Genomic DNA, 14,795 nt, shown 5'->3' with positions numbered 1-14,795 from the left:
GATTCGTCCGCGGCTTTCTGCATCGCGGCACGCTCTTCTGGCGTCAGCTTGTCCAGCGCTTTGGTACTGACAATCAGCACGTCCGGCACCATGGTGTGTTCATCCCGGGAGTAAATCTTCGCCACTTCGGCATGGAGCATGTCGGAATAGACCACGAGGTTGTTTTCGCCGCCGTCAACCACCCCCTGCTGCAGCGCGGTATACAGTTCGCCCTGCGCCATCGGCGTCGGGATGCCGCCCAGCGCTTTCATCATGGCGATGGCGCTGGGGCTGGACTGAACGCGAATCTTCATGCCTGCCAGCTCTTCCGGCTTAGTCACCGGCTTGTTGGCGTAGAAGCTACGTGCGCCGCCATCGTAATAGGTCAGGCCAACAAAGCCTTTCTCTTTGGATGAGGCGAGGATTTGCTTGCCGATATCGCTCTCCAGCACCCGGTAGAAGTGGTCACGATCGCGGAACAGGAAAGGCAGGTTATAAAGCCCGTAAGCCGGTGCAAATGATTCAAGGGATGCGGCGTTGACCTTCACCATGTGCAGCGCGCCGGAGCTCATCAGTTCCAGCGACTCACGTTCGTTGCCAAGCGTGGCGTTCGGGTAGATGCGAATCACCACAGAGCCGTTGGTATACTCTTTGGTTTTATCCGCAAAGTAGCTCATCGCTTTATGCACCGCGTGGCTTTTATCCTGGTTGTGGCTCAGTTTAAGGGTGGTTTTTGCCTGGGCAATACCGGCGGCCATCAGGCCAGAGGCAAATAATACAGCTAAAGCAAGGGTCCTTTTTTTCATGTTATTGCTATCCATTATTGTCTGAAAAAGATGGAATGAAAAAGCATCATTCCCCAAAGGCACAGCAACAGCCTGCGGCTCTTTTCAATTTATCGCGCCGGAAACGGGCGAAGTATTGAATATCCATTTATAGATAAGATGAGCGCCTCCTGTTCAGGTTTACTGAGCGTAATGTAAGTTAATTTATATGACTTTAATGTGATAATTGTCATACTTAATTTCATTCAGAATAACAATAGAACACGCTATTTATATAATTATTAAAAATACATTAAAATAAAAAATCAGCAATAACAAAGAGATACAACGAGAAGGAAAATATTATTGCAATTAAAAATCATGAAACACGATTTCACTATGACAATTTAGTAATACGAATCCATTTTTTACAGGTTTCAAGACTGTTTTTGTCTGACATATATAAGCGCATGGTTTACAATGCCCCCGCTCAGGCCTGCTCCAAATATAGCCATGAGTATTAGATTAAATTAAAACATTCATATTAAGAATAACTCGACAGAACGCTGCGGAATAGGGTTTGCCCCTGGCAGGTGCAGCGCCAGAGGAAAGAGATGTGAAAAAACACTATTTACATGATGAATTGCTACAGACTCTGGGTATTAAAATATTGCGCGGCGAGTACCCGGTAGGCAGTCAAATGCCGAAAGAGCAGGAGCTTTGCGAACAATACGCAATTTCCCGCACGTCGGTGCGCGACGCCTTACTTTCGTTACGTAATATGGGGCTTATCGTGACCCGCACCAAAACCGGGACCTTCGTCGCCGATAAAACACAGTGGAAAGTGCTGGACGCCAGGCTGCTTGAACTGGCGGGGCTGGCGGAGGTTTCCCTCTTCACCCTCGGTGAACTGGAAAAATTCCGTCGCATGATTGAGCCTAACGTTACGGCCCTTGCCACCCAGGCGGCGGATCAGAACGATATCCAGGCCATGCAGGCGGCGGTTACCAAAATGGTCAACAATACTCAGGACGACGCTATCGCACTTTATAACGAGGCGGATCTGGCGTTTCACATGGCGCTGATTCTCGCCACCCACAATGTGATTTTTATCCAGCTGGCGCCAATGCTAAATATGGCCATCAAAGAGTCTATTCAGATAACCTGCCCGCTGGATTCACCGGAAGAGCGGCTGCAGTCTGCTGAGATGCACGGGCAGTTGATCAATGCGATCCGCGAACGGGACATTGAACTGGCGCGCTATATCACCTCGCATATGATTTTCAACTCGCTGCGCCGCGGCCTCTCACTTGAGAAAGAGCGCCGCGCGTCGTTTATTCCGTGAGAAACACCCTCTCCGACGTTGCGGAGAGGGTAAGCGAATCAGGCTATCGTTACTTTGGCGTCGAGATAGACGTCCTGAACGGCATTGATCAGCTTCACGCCGTCCGCCATCGATTTTTTGAAGGCTTTGCGGCCAAGGATAAGCCCCATGCCGCCGGCGCGTTTGTTGATGACCGCCGTGCGGACCGCGTCGCTTAAGTCGGTGTCGCCGCTCGACGCGCCGCCGGAGTTAATCAGCCCCGCCCGCCCCATATAGCAGTTGGCCAACTGGTAGCGCACCAGATCGATGGGGTTATCGCTGGTCAGCTTGCTGTAAACCCGCTCGTCGGTATAGCCGAAGTTCACCGCTTTATAGCCGCCGTTATTCTCCGCCATTTTTTGCTTCACGATATCCGCGCCGATAGTGGCGGCAATATGGTTTGCCTGGCCGGTCAGGTCGGCGGAGACATGGTAATCCACGCCATCTTTTTTGAACGCCGGGTTGCGCAGGTAGGCCCACAGCACGGTCACCAGCCCCAGCTCGTGGGCGCGCTCAAACGCCGCGGAGATCTCTTCAATCTGTCGGCGCGACTCCTCCGAGCCAAAGTAGATGGTCGCGCCAACCGCCACCGCGCCCATATTGAAAGCCTGCTCCACGCTGGCATAGAGCGTCTGATCGTATTCGGTGGGGTAGCTGAGCGTCTCGTTATGGTTCAGTTTGACCAAAAAGGGAATTCGGTGGGCGTAGCGGCGCGACACCGAGGCCAGCACGCCATAAGTGGAAGCCACGCAGTTGCAGCCGGCCTCGATCGCCAGCTCGACGATGTTTTTGGGGTCAAAATAGAGCGGGTTAGCGGCAAACGACGCCCCGGCAGAGTGCTCTATCCCCTGGTCTACAGGCAAAATGGACAGATAGCCGGTTCCGGCAAGCCGCCCGGTGTTATAGAGCGTCTGCATATTGCGCAATACCGCAGGCGGACGGTTGTTATCGACCATCACCCGGTCAACGTAGTCCTCTCCCGGCAGGTAAAGTTGTTCGGCGGGGATGGTCATGCAACGGTGTTGCAGAAGGCTATCGGCGTCTTTGCCCAGCAGCTGGGTAATATCAGTCATCGCTTTTCTCCCGTAAGCTTCGCACGATGGCGAAGGTGGTTAGTCCTGGCCCGTTAAAGGGCAAAATAAGCCTGGTCCCTCCCGCCCTTCGCCGCCAGCCATTGCGCTTTTTTTCAGCATTTTCTGCTGGCACGTTTCGGGTTCTGATGCTGCACGTCTCCCGGCTGCGGGTCAGGTAGCCCGGATAAGCGCAGCGCATCCGGGAACTACCACCACTGGTGAAAATGGTGCACCGGGCCGATGCCGTGTCCCACCTCCAGGCTATCAGCCTGGGCCAGCGCCGCTGACAGCCAGCTTTTTGCCTCCTGCACCACCTCTGCCCAGTGCGCGTGGCGCGGGCGCAGAGCTGCCAGCGCCGCCGACAGCGTGCAGCCTGTGCCGTGGGTGTTTTTCGTCATCACGCGCGGCGCGGTAAAGCGCTGCGCCCCGTCGCGGGTAAACAGCCAGTCCGGACTTTCATCATCCTCAAGATGACCGCCCTTGATCAGCACCGCTTCACAGCCCAACGCCAGCAGCGCCCTGCCCTGCTCGTGCATTTCGCGCTCGTTGCGGGCGTGGGGGGCGTCCAGCAGCGCGGCCGCTTCCGGCAGGTTCGGCGTGATTAACGACACCAGCGGCAGCAGATGCTCGCGCAGCGCCGCGACCGCCGACGGCGAGAGCAGCGGATCGCCGCTTTTCGCCAGCATTACCGTATCCAGCACCACGTTCGCCACCTTATAGCGACGCAGCCGCTCCGCCACCGCCTCGACAATATCCGTTTCCGCCAGCATGCCGATTTTGGTGGTGTCGATACGCACATCGCTGAACACCGAGTCGAGCTGCGCCGCGACAAAATCGGGCTCGATACGATAGACCGACTGCACGCCGCGGGTATTTTGCGCCACCAGCGCGGTGATCACCGAACAGCCATACGCCCCCAGCGCGGAAAAAGTTTTCAGATCAGCCTGAATGCCCGCCCCGCCGCTGGGGTCGGTGCCGGCGATTGTCAGTGCGTTAATGCGTCTCATCCCTGCGCCTCCGTGTCCAGGTTGTACAGCGCATCGAGGAAAGCGGGAATAAAACTCCCCGGCCCCTGGCTGCGCGTCATGGCCCGGCTTCCCGCCTGCGCCATAAAAGCGCAGCCTGCCGCCACGTTATACAGGCGGTTCCCCGGCAACGCGCAGCAGGCGGCGACCACGGCCGAAAGCGCACAGCCGGTGCCCACCACGCGGGTCATCAGCGGGTCGCCTCCGCTCACCCTCAGCGTACGTACGCCGTCGGTGACGTAATCCACGTCCCCGGTGACGGCGACGATTGCCCCGCACTGCCGGGCCAGTATTTGTGCTGCTGGCAGCGCCGTACTGGCGGCGTCGGTGGTGTCCACGCCGCGCCCGCCCGCGCTCATGCCCGCCAGGGCGAGGATTTCCGAGGCGTTAGCGCGTATCGCCGCCGGGTGCAGGCTCAGGCTCTCCCGGCAAAAATCGCTGCGCAGGGTTAACGCGCCGACCGCAACGGGGTCTAGCGTCCAGGGTTTGGCGGCGGCGTTGGCGCTAACAATCGCCGCCCGCATCGCCTGCGCGCGCTCACGGGTAAGGGTGCCGACGTTAATAAGCAGCGCATCGGCGATGGCGGCAAACTGCGGCGCTTCCTGCGGGTCGATAACCATGGCTGGCGAAGCGCCCAGCGCCAGCAGCACATTGGCGGTAAAGGATTGCACCACGTCATTGGTCATACAGTGAACAAGCGGCGCGCGGTGGCGGAATTGTTGCAGGATTTGCGCGGTCTGCGCGGGGTGAAGCAGGTCAGGTTGCATCATTCGCTCCTGCCAGGCCTGAAGAAGGGATGCCTGGCAGGCATCTGACTTCCCTACGCTGGCATTATCCAGATCAGGTGGTACGGGTATTTCTCAGCCTTCACAAAGAAGGGCACCCCGAGTCAATATTGCAAACAGGAGCATAAGGGATGGCGAGGCTGAACACAACGCCTGCGCCATTTTCACTCCTGCAGGATAAGTGCTGCCCTGTTTTACCTGTTTTTCGTCAGCGCCATTGCGGACTAGCATAAATGCAGTCACATAACGCAGAACAACAACGGAGCATTTATGAAAGCCATCGCCATTACCCGCGCCGCGCAGAACGGCAGCAATATTGGATTTCTCAGCGACATCGAGCTGCCAACGCCGATCGCCGAAGGCCACGACCTGCTGGTGGAGGTCAAAGCCATCTCCGTCAACCCGGTTGATACCAAAGTACGCGCCGGTTTTAACGGGGATAAGCCGCGCGTCCTTGGCTGGGATGCTGTCGGCGTGGTGGTCGCTACGGGTGATAACGTCACCCTGTTTAAGCCCGGCGATAAAGTGTGGTATGCGGGCGCGCTGACCCGCCCCGGTAGCAACAGTGAATTCCAGCTGGTGGATGAGCGCATCGCTGCGCATAAACCCGCAACCCTTGATGACGCCGCAGCGGCCGCGCTTCCCCTTACCGCGATTACCGCCTGGGAGATGCTGTTTGACCGCCTGGGCGTTGCGGAAAACGGCAACGAAGGCGACGCGCTGCTGATTGTTGGCGCGGCGGGCGGCGTTGGTTCCATTCTGACCCAGCTGGCGCGCAAGCTAACCCGCCTGACCGTTATCGGCACCGCGTCCCGCCCGGAAAGCCAGAAATGGGTCAGCGAACTGGGGGCGCATCACGTTATCGACCACAGCAAGCCGCTGACCGAAGAGCTGGCCCGCATTGGCGTTAAGCAGGTCAGCCATGTCGCCAGCCTGAACAATACCCAGCAGCACTATCAGCAGTTGATTAACGCCCTTAAGCCACAGGGCAAACTGGCACTGATCGACGATCCGGATAGCCTGGACGCCATGCCGCTGAAGGTGAAAAGCATCTCCCTGCACTGGGAGTTTATGTTTACCCGCTCCATGTTTGAGACAGCGGATATCATTGAGCAGCATCGCCTGCTGACGCGGGTGGCGTCCCTGATTGATAAAGGCGTGATTAAAACGACGCTCGGCGAGCATTACGGGGCGATTAACGCGCAAAACCTGCAAAAAGCCCACCAGCTGATCGAATCTCAGCGGGCAGTAGGCAAAATCGTTCTGGAAGGATTTTAATCACCACACCCGGCGGCTCGCGCCCGCGAGCCTGCCAGGAATCCTCTTAAAAATGGTTTCACACTCAATCAGATAGCGTTTAAAGCGCTGCGTCTGGCCTGCCGCGTCTCTCTTTTGCTTACACTTTTTACCAATGCGTTATATTCATAACATTTTCAGGGTTGCGACGAACCCGTGCGCTGGTCATGATAAAAGTTGTGAATAAAAAAACTGATAACCTGGAGAGATCATGGGTAAAACAAAGATGTTGCTTCTGGGCGTTCTGTTTGCGGCATCCGGCGCCGTTGTCGCCGCACCGCAAACCCCTGCCGTGACGGGCACCCAGTCTTATGAAATCAAGGATTTTGTCGCCGACTTCACCAAATTCAACATTGGCGATACGGTGCCGGAGATGTATCGCAGCGAAGAGTACAACATCAAGCAGTGGCAATCCCGTAACCTTCCCGCGCCGGAGCCGGACAGCCACTGGACTTATATGGGCGGAAACTATGTGCTCATTACCAACAGCGACGGCAAAATCTTAAAAGCCTATAACGGCGATATTTTTTACCATCGCTAATGATTATTCGTCCCTGGCACGAAACCGACCGCCCCTTTTTGCGCACGCTCTACCTCCACGCCCGGCGGCAAAGCTGGCGCTGGCTGGACGGCAGCGACTGGCAACTGGAGGATTTTGACGCCGCGACCCGGGATGAAACCATCTGGGTCGCTGACGATGACGGCCACCGTGCGGGTTTTGCCTCTGTGTATGCCAACGATAACTTTCTGCATAACCTGTTTGTCGACCCGGACTGGCAGGGCCGCGGCACAGGCAGCGCCCTGCTGCAAAAAGTGCAGGCTGAATTTACCAGCACCGGCTCGCTCAAATGTCTGGCGCAAAATGAACGCGCGCTGGCGTTTTATCAGCGCCACGGCTGGCATGTAGAAGCGGAAGGGGAATCGCCGGAAGGGAAATATCTGCTGCTGCATTACCGGCTGCCCTGACGGGCAGCCGTTTTCAGTTATACCGCGCGAAACGCGATATCGCCGGGGATAATTTCCCCCTGCCAGTAAAGCTGCGCCGCCACCCGGCCCGCCAGGTTGCGATAGAGGGCGGTAAATTCGCTGTCCGGACGGCTGATAACCGTCGGCTCGCCGCGATCGAGATCCTCGCGCAGGCTGATGTGCAGCGGCAGTTGCCCCAGCAGCTGCGTGTGATACTGCTCCGCCAGTTTCTCCGCGCCGCCGGTGCCGAAAATCGGTTCGTGATGGCCGCAGTTGCTACAGATATGCATGCTCATGTTCTCGACGATACCGAGCACCGGCACTTCCACTTTTTCAAACATCACAATGCCTTTTTTGGCATCGATCAGGGCGATATCCTGCGGCGTTGTCACCACCACCGCGCCGGTAACCGGGATGTTCTGCGCCAGGGTGAGCTGAATGTCCCCCGTGCCCGGCGGCATATCCAGCACCAGATAATCAAGGTCCGGCCACAGCGACTCCTGCAATAGTTGCAGCAGCGCCTTGCTGGCCATCGGCCCGCGCCAGACCATGGCGTTATCATCGGTGACAAGGTAACCGATGGAGTTCGTGGCGAGGCCGTGAGCCATAATCGGCGCCATATGGGTGCCGTCTGGCGAGGTCGGACGTTCGCCCTCTGCCCCAAGCATCATCGGGATTGACGGGCCATAAATGTCCGCATCAAGGATGCCCACTTTCGCCCCTTCCGCCGCCAGCGCCAGCGCCAGGTTGACCGCCGTGGAGGATTTCCCCACCCCGCCCTTACCTGAGCTTACGGCGATGATATTCTTCACCCCGTTAACGCCCGGCTGGTTTTTCACCCGTTTCAGGGTGGCGATGTTATGGGAGAGCTTCCAGTCGATAGCGCGTGCGCCCGTTACCCGCAGCAACTCCGCGCTGCACTGCTCTTTCAGCGCTTCAAACGCGCTACGCCAGACAAACGGCATAATCAGTTCAATGTGCACGGTGTCATCGAGCCAGGCGACGTGATGGATCGCTTTCAGCGCGGTGAGGTTGTGCCTGAGGGTTGGGTGCTGGAAATTGGCCAGCGTGCCCGCGACCAGCGCGCGCAACGCCTCCGGGGATTTGGCCTGGGATTGAGAGTTCATCCCGACTCCTTGTTATGTTTTGAAAAGACATTGTTAAAAATCAAGTTTACTCCACTGGCGACAATTATTCATTTCTCAATAGTGCCCAATCCGGGGCGTGCTTTTATGGCGCAACAATTCCCTTTCAGGTAACATCAAAACCCCCTTTTTACTAATGAAGAAGTAATGCCCACTATGACTCAAGTCGCGAAGAAAATTCTGGTAACGTGCGCGCTGCCGTACGCCAACGGCTCAATCCACCTCGGCCATATGCTGGAGCACATCCAGGCTGATGTCTGGGTCCGTTACCAGCGAATGCGCGGCCACAACGTCAACTTCATCTGCGCCGATGACGCCCATGGCACGCCGATCATGCTGAAAGCGCAGCAGCTTGGCATTACGCCGGAGCAGATGATTGGCGAGATGAGTCAGGAGCACCAGACGGATTTCGCCGGTTTCAATATCAGCTACGACAACTACCACTCCACGCACAGCGAGGAGAACCGCGAGCTGTCGGAACTTATTTATACCCGTCTGAAAGAGAACGGTTTTATTAAGAACCGTACTATCTCTCAGCTCTACGATCCGGAAAAGGGCATGTTCCTGCCGGACCGTTTTGTGAAAGGCACCTGCCCGAAATGTAAGTCCCCGGATCAGTACGGCGATAACTGCGAAGTGTGCGGCGCAACCTACAGCCCGACGGAGCTTATCGAGCCGAAGTCCGTGGTCTCCGGCGCGACGCCGGTGATGCGCGATTCCGAGCACTTCTTCTTTGATCTGCCGTCATTCAGCGAAATGCTGCAGGCGTGGACCCGCAGCGGCGCGCTGCAGGAGCAGGTGGCGAACAAAATGCAGGAGTGGTTCGAATCCGGCCTCCAGCAGTGGGATATCTCCCGCGACGCCCCCTACTTCGGCTTTGAAATTCCGGGCGCGCCGGGTAAATACTTCTACGTCTGGCTGGACGCGCCGATAGGCTACATGGGCTCGTTTAAAAACCTGTGCGACAAGCGCGGCGACCTCAATTTTGACGACTGGTGGAAGAAAGAGTCCGACGCCGAGCTGTATCACTTTATCGGCAAAGATATCGTCTATTTCCACAGCCTGTTCTGGCCTGCGATGCTGGAAGGTAGCGGCTTCCGCAAGCCGACCAACCTGTTTGTGCACGGCTATGTCACGGTTAACGGCGCGAAGATGTCGAAATCGCGCGGCACCTTTATCAAGGCCAGCACCTGGCTGAACCATTTTGACGCCGACAGCCTGCGTTACTACTACGCAGCCAAACTCTCTTCCCGCATTGATGATATTGACCTCAACCTGGAAGATTTCGTCCAGCGCGTGAATGCCGACATCGTCAACAAAGTGGTTAACCTGGCGTCGCGCAACGCCGGTTTTATCAACAAACGCTTTGATGGCGTGCTGGCGGCGGAGCTTGCCGACCCGGCGCTGTATAAAACCTTTACCGATGCCTCCGCCACCGTTGCGGAAGCCTGGGAGAACCGCGAATTCGGTAAAGCGATCCGCGAAATCATGGCGCTGGCCGACGTGGCGAACCGCTACGTGGATGAACAGGCGCCGTGGGTGGTTGCCAAACAGGAGGGCCGCGACGCCGACCTGCAGGCCGTCTGCTCTATGGGCATTAACCTGTTCCGCGTACTGATGACCTGGCTCAAGCCGGTGCTGCCGACCCTCAGCGAGCGTGTGGAAGCGTTCCTCAACACCACGCTGACATGGGACGCTATTGCGCAGCCGCTGCTCGGCCACAAGGTGAACACCTTTAAGGCGCTCTATAACCGTATCGACATGAAACAGGTGGAAGCGCTGGTTGAAGCCTCTAAGGAAGAGGTGAAAGCCATGAGCGTGCCGGTCACCGGCCCGCTGGCGGACGACCCGATCCAGGAAACCATCACCTTTGATGACTTCGCCAAAGTCGATCTGCGCGTGGCGCTGATTGAAAACGCCGAGTTCGTGGAAGGCTCTGACAAGCTGCTGCGTCTGACCCTGGATCTGGGCGGCGAGAAGCGTAACGTCTTCTCCGGCATTCGTTCAGCCTACCCTGATCCGCAGGTGCTGATTGGCCGCCTGACGGTGATGGTCGCCAACCTGGCGCCGCGCAAAATGCGTTTTTGGCGTCTCAGAAGGGATGGTCATGGCCGCAGGTCCTGGCGGGAAAGATATCTTCCTGTTAAGCCCTGATGAAGGCGCGAAACCGGGTCAGCAGGTGAAATAACCACCAGACCAGGCCGGATACGGGAACGTTCCAACAATCTGAAAAACGCTGCCCAGGCAGCGTTTTTTTTTACTTGCACTATTATTCAATGGACAGGACATTCCAATAAAAAGGGGCTTTATGAATATCGTAAAAAAAATCATGGCGGTCGCGTTGACCACGGTTGTTGTCGTTGGCCTGAGCGGCTGTGGCGATAAGGAAGAGAGTAAGACCTTTAACTGGTCTAACGGTAAAACCGACATGGAACTGACTTATTACTACAAAGACGATGTAGTACTCCGTCAGACAGCGAAAAATAAGATTTACTACTCTGGTCTGGGCGTGGCGAATAAAGAGCAGGCCATGCAACGTTTAGGGCCAATCAGCGAAAAATATAAATCCATTAAGGGCGTTGACGAAGATATCGATTATCAGGATACCTACGCCACAGAGACCTTAACGGTTGATTACACTAAAGTTGACCGTAACGCACTGCAACAAATTCAGGGCGGCGCTTTCACCGGTGATGTGAAAGAAGGCGTCAGCATGTCTAAATCCCAGGCGCTGCTTGAAGCCAACGGCTTTAAAGAAGTGAAATAACCTGCCGCCAGCGCGCTATCACGCGCTGGCATTTTTTATTTTGCGCTCTTCGCGTGCTCGCGTACCGCCAGCCCCCGCAGAAAATAACGCATAAATTGATCGCCGCATTCACGATAGTTTTTATGATCGGTCGCCCGCATCATTGCGGTAATTTCCGGCATGGATACGCGGAATTTCTGTTCCGTAAGAATTTGCAGAATATCATCCGTCTTTAATGCAAAGGCGATACGCAATTTTTTCAGGACGATATTGTTCGTCAGCTTACGCTCATTCACCAGCGCGGGCTGGGACGTGTCTTTCCCCCGCCGCTCATAGATCAGGCCGTTCAGAAAGACCGACATCATGATATCCGGGCAGCGCTGAAAACCCTCTTCATCCTCTTTGTGCAGCCAGCCGACAAGCTGCTCGTCATTCACTTCGGCATCCGCCAGGGCAAACAGGCGCTTCAAATCGCCATTATTCATTTTCAGCGCATAGCGCAGGCTACGTAAGATATCGTTATTGAGCATAATTTCTTTCAGATATTGGATTGCAGGGGCGCAGTGTAACACTGAAAGTTACAACCCCAGCGCTTCTTTTAAATTCTTAAGGTAGCGGCGACTCACCGGCACGGTATGCCCGTCGCGCAGCAGCAGTTCCGCCTGGCCGTTATCTTCAAGGCGAATCTCTTTGAGATGGGCCATATTGACCAGATACTGGCGGTGACAGCGCAGCAGCGGCGTGCGGCTTTCCAGCGTGCGCAGCGTCAGCTCGGTAAAGCCCTCTTTACCGTCCTGGCTGGTCACAAAAACGCCGCTCATCCGGCTGCTGACGAAGGCGACTTCCTCCATTTGCAACAGGTATATGCGACTGTGACCAGTGCAGGGGATAAATTTCAGCGCCGCCTGGTTTTCCGGCAGCACCGAGACATCCTGTACGTTGCGCTCCTGGCGCAAACGGGCCAGGGTTTTCTCCAGCCGCCGCGCCTCGATCGGTTTGAGCAGGTAGTCAAAGGCGTGCTCCTCAAACGCTTTCACCGCGTATTCGTCAAATGCCGTCAGGAAGACAATGTAGGGACGGTGTTCCGGGTCCAGCATGCCAACCATCTCCAGCCCGCTGATACGCGGCATTTGGATGTCCAGGAACAGCACGTCCGGGCGCAACTTATGCACCGCGCCTATCGCCTCGACCGCATTGCTGCATTCCCCCACGATGTCGATGTCGCTCTGTTCCTGTAGCAGGATGCGCAGGTTTTCCCGCGCCAGGGGTTCATCGTCAACAATCAGCACTTTTAACATGCGTGTTCCTCCAGCGGCAGACGCAGGGTAATTCGGGTAAAGACATCCGGCTCGCAGGCCACCGTAATGCCGCAGCCGTCGCCAAAGCGGGCGCGCAGCCGTTTATCCACCAGGCTCATCCCCAAACCGCTGGCTTCGGCTTTAGGCTGATACAGCCCGGCGTTATCTTCTATATCCAGCACCAGATGGCCGCGCTCCTGGCTGGCGTTAATGATGATTTCGCCGGTTCCCAGCAGCTGTGACGTTCCGTGTTTGATGGCGTTCTCCACAATGGGCTGGAGCGTAAAGGCGGGCAGACGCAGATGCGACAGCGCCTCTGGCACCCGTAACTGCACATGCAGGCGCGACTGAAAACGCGCCATCTCAATCTGCAAGTAGGCGTTCACATGCTCGATTTCATCGGCAAGGGTGACAATCTCCGACGGGCGCTTGAGGTTCTTGCGAAAGAAGGTGGAAAGATACTGCACCAGTTGCCCCGCCTGGTCGCTGTCGCGGCGGATCACCGCCATCAGCGTATTCAACGCGTTAAACAGAAAGTGCGGGTTGACCTGCGCATGGAGCAGTTTGATTTCTGACTGGGTAAGCAGCGCTTTTTGCCGCTCGTACTGCCCGGCAAGAATTTGCGCCGACAGCAGCTGGGCGATCCCCTCCCCCAGGGTGCGGTTAATCGAGCTGAACAGGCGGTTTTTCGCCTCATAAAGCTTGATGGTGCCCACCACCCGCTGATTTTCGCCGCGCAGGGGAATAACCAGCGTCGAGCCGAGCTTGCACTGCGGATGCAGCGAACAGCTGTACGGCACTTCGTTGCCGTCGGCGTAGACCACCTCCCCGCTCTCTATCGCCTTTTGCGTCCAGACCGAAGAGATAGGTCTGCCCGGCAGATGGTGGTCGTCTCCGGTGCCGGTAAAGGCCAGCAGCTTTTCCCGATCGGTAATCGCCACCGCGCCGATATCCAGTTCCTTATAGAGCACCTGCGCCACCTTCATGCTGTTCTCTTCGTTAAAGCCCTGGCGCAAAATCCCCTCCGTCGAGGCGGCGACTTTCAGCGCGGTGGCGGAAAAGGCGGAGGTGTACTTTTCAAACATCGCCCGTTTATCCAGCAGGATACGCATAAACAGCGCCGCGCCGATGGTGTTGGTGACCATCATTGGCGCAACGATGCTCTGCACCAGATGCAGGGCGCTGTCATACGGGCGGGCGATAAGCAGAATGATCACCATCTGCGTCAGCTCCGCCACACAGGTTACTGCCCCGGCGGTAAAGGGGCTAAAAACCCTGTCGGTGCGGCCCCGCTTAATCAGAATGCTGTGCACCAGCCCGCCGAGTAGCCCTTCGACAATGGTGGAGATCATGCAGCTTAGCGCGGTCATGCCGCCCATCGAGTAGCGATGCAGGCCGCCCGTCAGCCCCACCAGCCCCCCGACCACCGGGCCGCCAAGCAGGCCGCCCATCACCGCGCCGATGGCGCGGGTATTGGCGATGGAGTCCTCGATATGCAGGCCAAACCAGGTGCCCATAATGCAGAAAATAGAGAAGACCACATAGCACAGAAATTTGTGCGGTAGCCTGACGGTGACCTGCATCAGCGGGATAAATAACCGCGTTTTACTCATTAACCAGGCGATCACCAGAAACACGCACATTTGCTGGAGCAGCAGCAAAACCAGATGAAATTCGTACATACCCGCCGCATCACTCTTATTGAAAGCGCGTACCATACAGGGAGTCGCGCATCGTTTCTTTGAGGGTTTCCAAAAAAATGTTAATTCGCGCGCATTATCACAAACCCGACGGCAGGATGATATGAACAGCGCACGCATCGATCAAAAAACAAACAATTTCTCCTGTTTCGGGGAAGAACAGCTAAAATCACACTGGGGATTTTTGCAAAGGTGAAATCATGGCGCTTTACACCATTGGTGAAGTGGCGATGTTATGCGATATCAACCCTGTTACCCTCCGGGCCTGGCAGCGGCGCTATGGTTTGCTCAAACCACAGCGTACCGAAGGCGGCCACCGGCTCTTCACCGAAGCCGACATTGACCGTATTCGTGAGATCAAGCGCTGGGTTGATACCGGCGTGCAGGTCAGCAAGGTACAGACCCTGTTGAATAATGAGCCGGAGAATATGCGCAACGGCTGGCGCGCGCAGCAGGAGGTTGTGCTGCAATATTTACAGAGCGGCAACCTGCACCGGTTGCGCCTGTGGTTTAAAGAACGCAGCCAGGATTACCCCGCGCAGACCCTCGCCACCCATCTGCTGATTCCGCTGCGCCAGCGGCTTAAATGCGAGCAGCCCGCCCTGCTGGTGCTGCTGGGCGTGCTTGACGGCGTGTTGATTAACCATATTTGCTG

General features: G+C 56.5%; 14 protein-coding genes, 1 pseudogene and 1 riboswitch. Of the genes and pseudogenes, 7 read left to right on the top strand and 8 right to left on the bottom strand.

Annotated features, from left to right (window positions below; all coding sequences use genetic code 11):
- Positions 1-785, bottom strand: a 785-nt coding sequence (locus tag ENTHG_RS02385) for a TRAP transporter substrate-binding protein (protein WP_044178890.1), incomplete at its 3' end; no start/stop codon positions are given.
- A 574-nt stretch (positions 786-1,359) separates the two neighbouring features.
- On the opposite strand from ENTHG_RS02385, the gene ENTHG_RS02380 reads away from it, so the two are divergent.
- A complete protein-coding gene (locus ENTHG_RS02380; protein ID WP_044173086.1) occupies positions 1,360-2,088 on the top strand; it encodes a FadR/GntR family transcriptional regulator in 729 nt (242 codons plus the stop codon).
- Between the two features lie 38 nt (positions 2,089-2,126).
- Here the strand turns inward: ENTHG_RS02380 and fbaB are convergent, their stop codons facing one another.
- The 3 genes from fbaB to thiM form a co-directional block, all read right to left on the bottom strand.
- Complete coding sequence (gene fbaB, locus ENTHG_RS02375; protein WP_044173083.1) at positions 2,127-3,179, bottom strand: class I fructose-bisphosphate aldolase; 1,053 nt, start codon at positions 3,177-3,179, stop codon at positions 2,127-2,129.
- A 206-nt stretch (positions 3,180-3,385) separates the two neighbouring features.
- Complete coding sequence (gene thiD, locus ENTHG_RS02370) at positions 3,386-4,186, bottom strand: bifunctional hydroxymethylpyrimidine kinase/phosphomethylpyrimidine kinase (RefSeq protein WP_044173081.1); 801 nt, start codon at positions 4,184-4,186, stop codon at positions 3,386-3,388.
- Positions 4,183-4,971: a hydroxyethylthiazole kinase gene (gene thiM / locus ENTHG_RS02365; protein ID WP_044173079.1), complete on the bottom strand. Its 789-nt coding sequence runs from the start codon at positions 4,969-4,971 to the stop codon at positions 4,183-4,185. Before thiM ends, thiD begins: the two co-directional genes overlap by 4 nt.
- Positions 4,972-5,004: 33 nt before the next feature.
- Positions 5,005-5,101: riboswitch (TPP riboswitch) on the bottom strand.
- 158 nt (positions 5,102-5,259) lie between these two features.
- On the opposite strand from thiM, the gene ENTHG_RS02360 reads away from it, so the two are divergent.
- The 3 genes from ENTHG_RS02360 (at position 5,260) to ENTHG_RS02350 (ending at position 7,251) form a co-directional block, all read left to right on the top strand.
- Entirely contained in the window at positions 5,260-6,267 is a 1,008-nt protein-coding gene (locus tag ENTHG_RS02360) for a zinc-binding alcohol dehydrogenase family protein (protein ID WP_044173077.1), read from the top strand.
- Positions 6,268-6,496: 229 nt separating this feature from the next.
- On the top strand, positions 6,497-6,826 hold the full coding sequence (locus ENTHG_RS02355) for an RcnB family protein (protein WP_044173075.1): 330 nt from the start codon (positions 6,497-6,499) through the stop codon (positions 6,824-6,826).
- On the top strand, positions 6,826-7,251 hold the full coding sequence (locus ENTHG_RS02350) for a GNAT family N-acetyltransferase (RefSeq protein WP_044173073.1): 426 nt from the start codon (positions 6,826-6,828) through the stop codon (positions 7,249-7,251). The genes ENTHG_RS02355 and ENTHG_RS02350 overlap by 1 nt, the downstream gene beginning before the upstream one ends.
- A gap of 17 nt (positions 7,252-7,268) precedes the next feature.
- Here ENTHG_RS02350 and apbC read toward each other — a convergent pair whose 3' ends face one another.
- Entirely contained in the window at positions 7,269-8,378 is a 1,110-nt protein-coding gene (gene apbC / locus ENTHG_RS02345) for an iron-sulfur cluster carrier protein ApbC (protein ID WP_044173071.1), read from the bottom strand.
- Between the two features lie 174 nt (positions 8,379-8,552).
- Here apbC and metG point away from each other — a divergent pair.
- Together metG and ENTHG_RS02335 are read left to right on the top strand one after the other, a co-directional pair.
- Positions 8,553-10,584 (top strand): annotated as a pseudogene (gene metG / locus ENTHG_RS02340) (methionine--tRNA ligase).
- A 120-nt stretch (positions 10,585-10,704) separates the two neighbouring features.
- A complete protein-coding gene (locus ENTHG_RS02335) occupies positions 10,705-11,163 on the top strand; it encodes a YehR family lipoprotein (RefSeq protein WP_044173069.1) in 459 nt (152 codons plus the stop codon).
- 35 nt (positions 11,164-11,198) lie between these two features.
- On the opposite strand, the gene ENTHG_RS02330 is transcribed toward ENTHG_RS02335, so the two are convergent.
- The 3 genes from ENTHG_RS02330 to ENTHG_RS02320 are packed head-to-tail and all read right to left on the bottom strand — an operon-like array spanning position 11,199 to position 14,122.
- Complete coding sequence (locus ENTHG_RS02330; protein ID WP_044173067.1) at positions 11,199-11,672, bottom strand: YehS family protein; 474 nt, start codon at positions 11,670-11,672, stop codon at positions 11,199-11,201.
- Between the two features lie 48 nt (positions 11,673-11,720).
- Positions 11,721-12,440, bottom strand: a complete 720-nt coding sequence (gene btsR / locus ENTHG_RS02325) for a two-component system response regulator BtsR (protein ID WP_044173065.1) — start codon at positions 12,438-12,440, stop codon at positions 11,721-11,723.
- Positions 12,434-14,122: a sensor histidine kinase gene (locus ENTHG_RS02320; RefSeq protein ID WP_044178887.1), complete on the bottom strand. Its 1,689-nt coding sequence runs from the start codon at positions 14,120-14,122 to the stop codon at positions 12,434-12,436. The genes btsR and ENTHG_RS02320 overlap by 7 nt, the downstream gene beginning before the upstream one ends.
- A gap of 218 nt (positions 14,123-14,340) precedes the next feature.
- On the opposite strand from ENTHG_RS02320, the gene ENTHG_RS02315 reads away from it, so the two are divergent.
- A partial coding sequence (locus tag ENTHG_RS02315) for a MerR family transcriptional regulator (RefSeq protein ID WP_071825790.1) occupies positions 14,341-14,795 on the top strand: 455 nt, incomplete at its 3' end.

This window comes from Phytobacter massiliensis JC163 (assembly GCF_000321045.1).
Classification (GTDB): domain Bacteria; phylum Pseudomonadota; class Gammaproteobacteria; order Enterobacterales; family Enterobacteriaceae; genus Phytobacter_A; species Phytobacter_A massiliensis.
The sequence above is the reverse complement of the archived record's forward strand: the minus strand, read 5'-3'. Positions and strand labels throughout refer to the sequence as shown.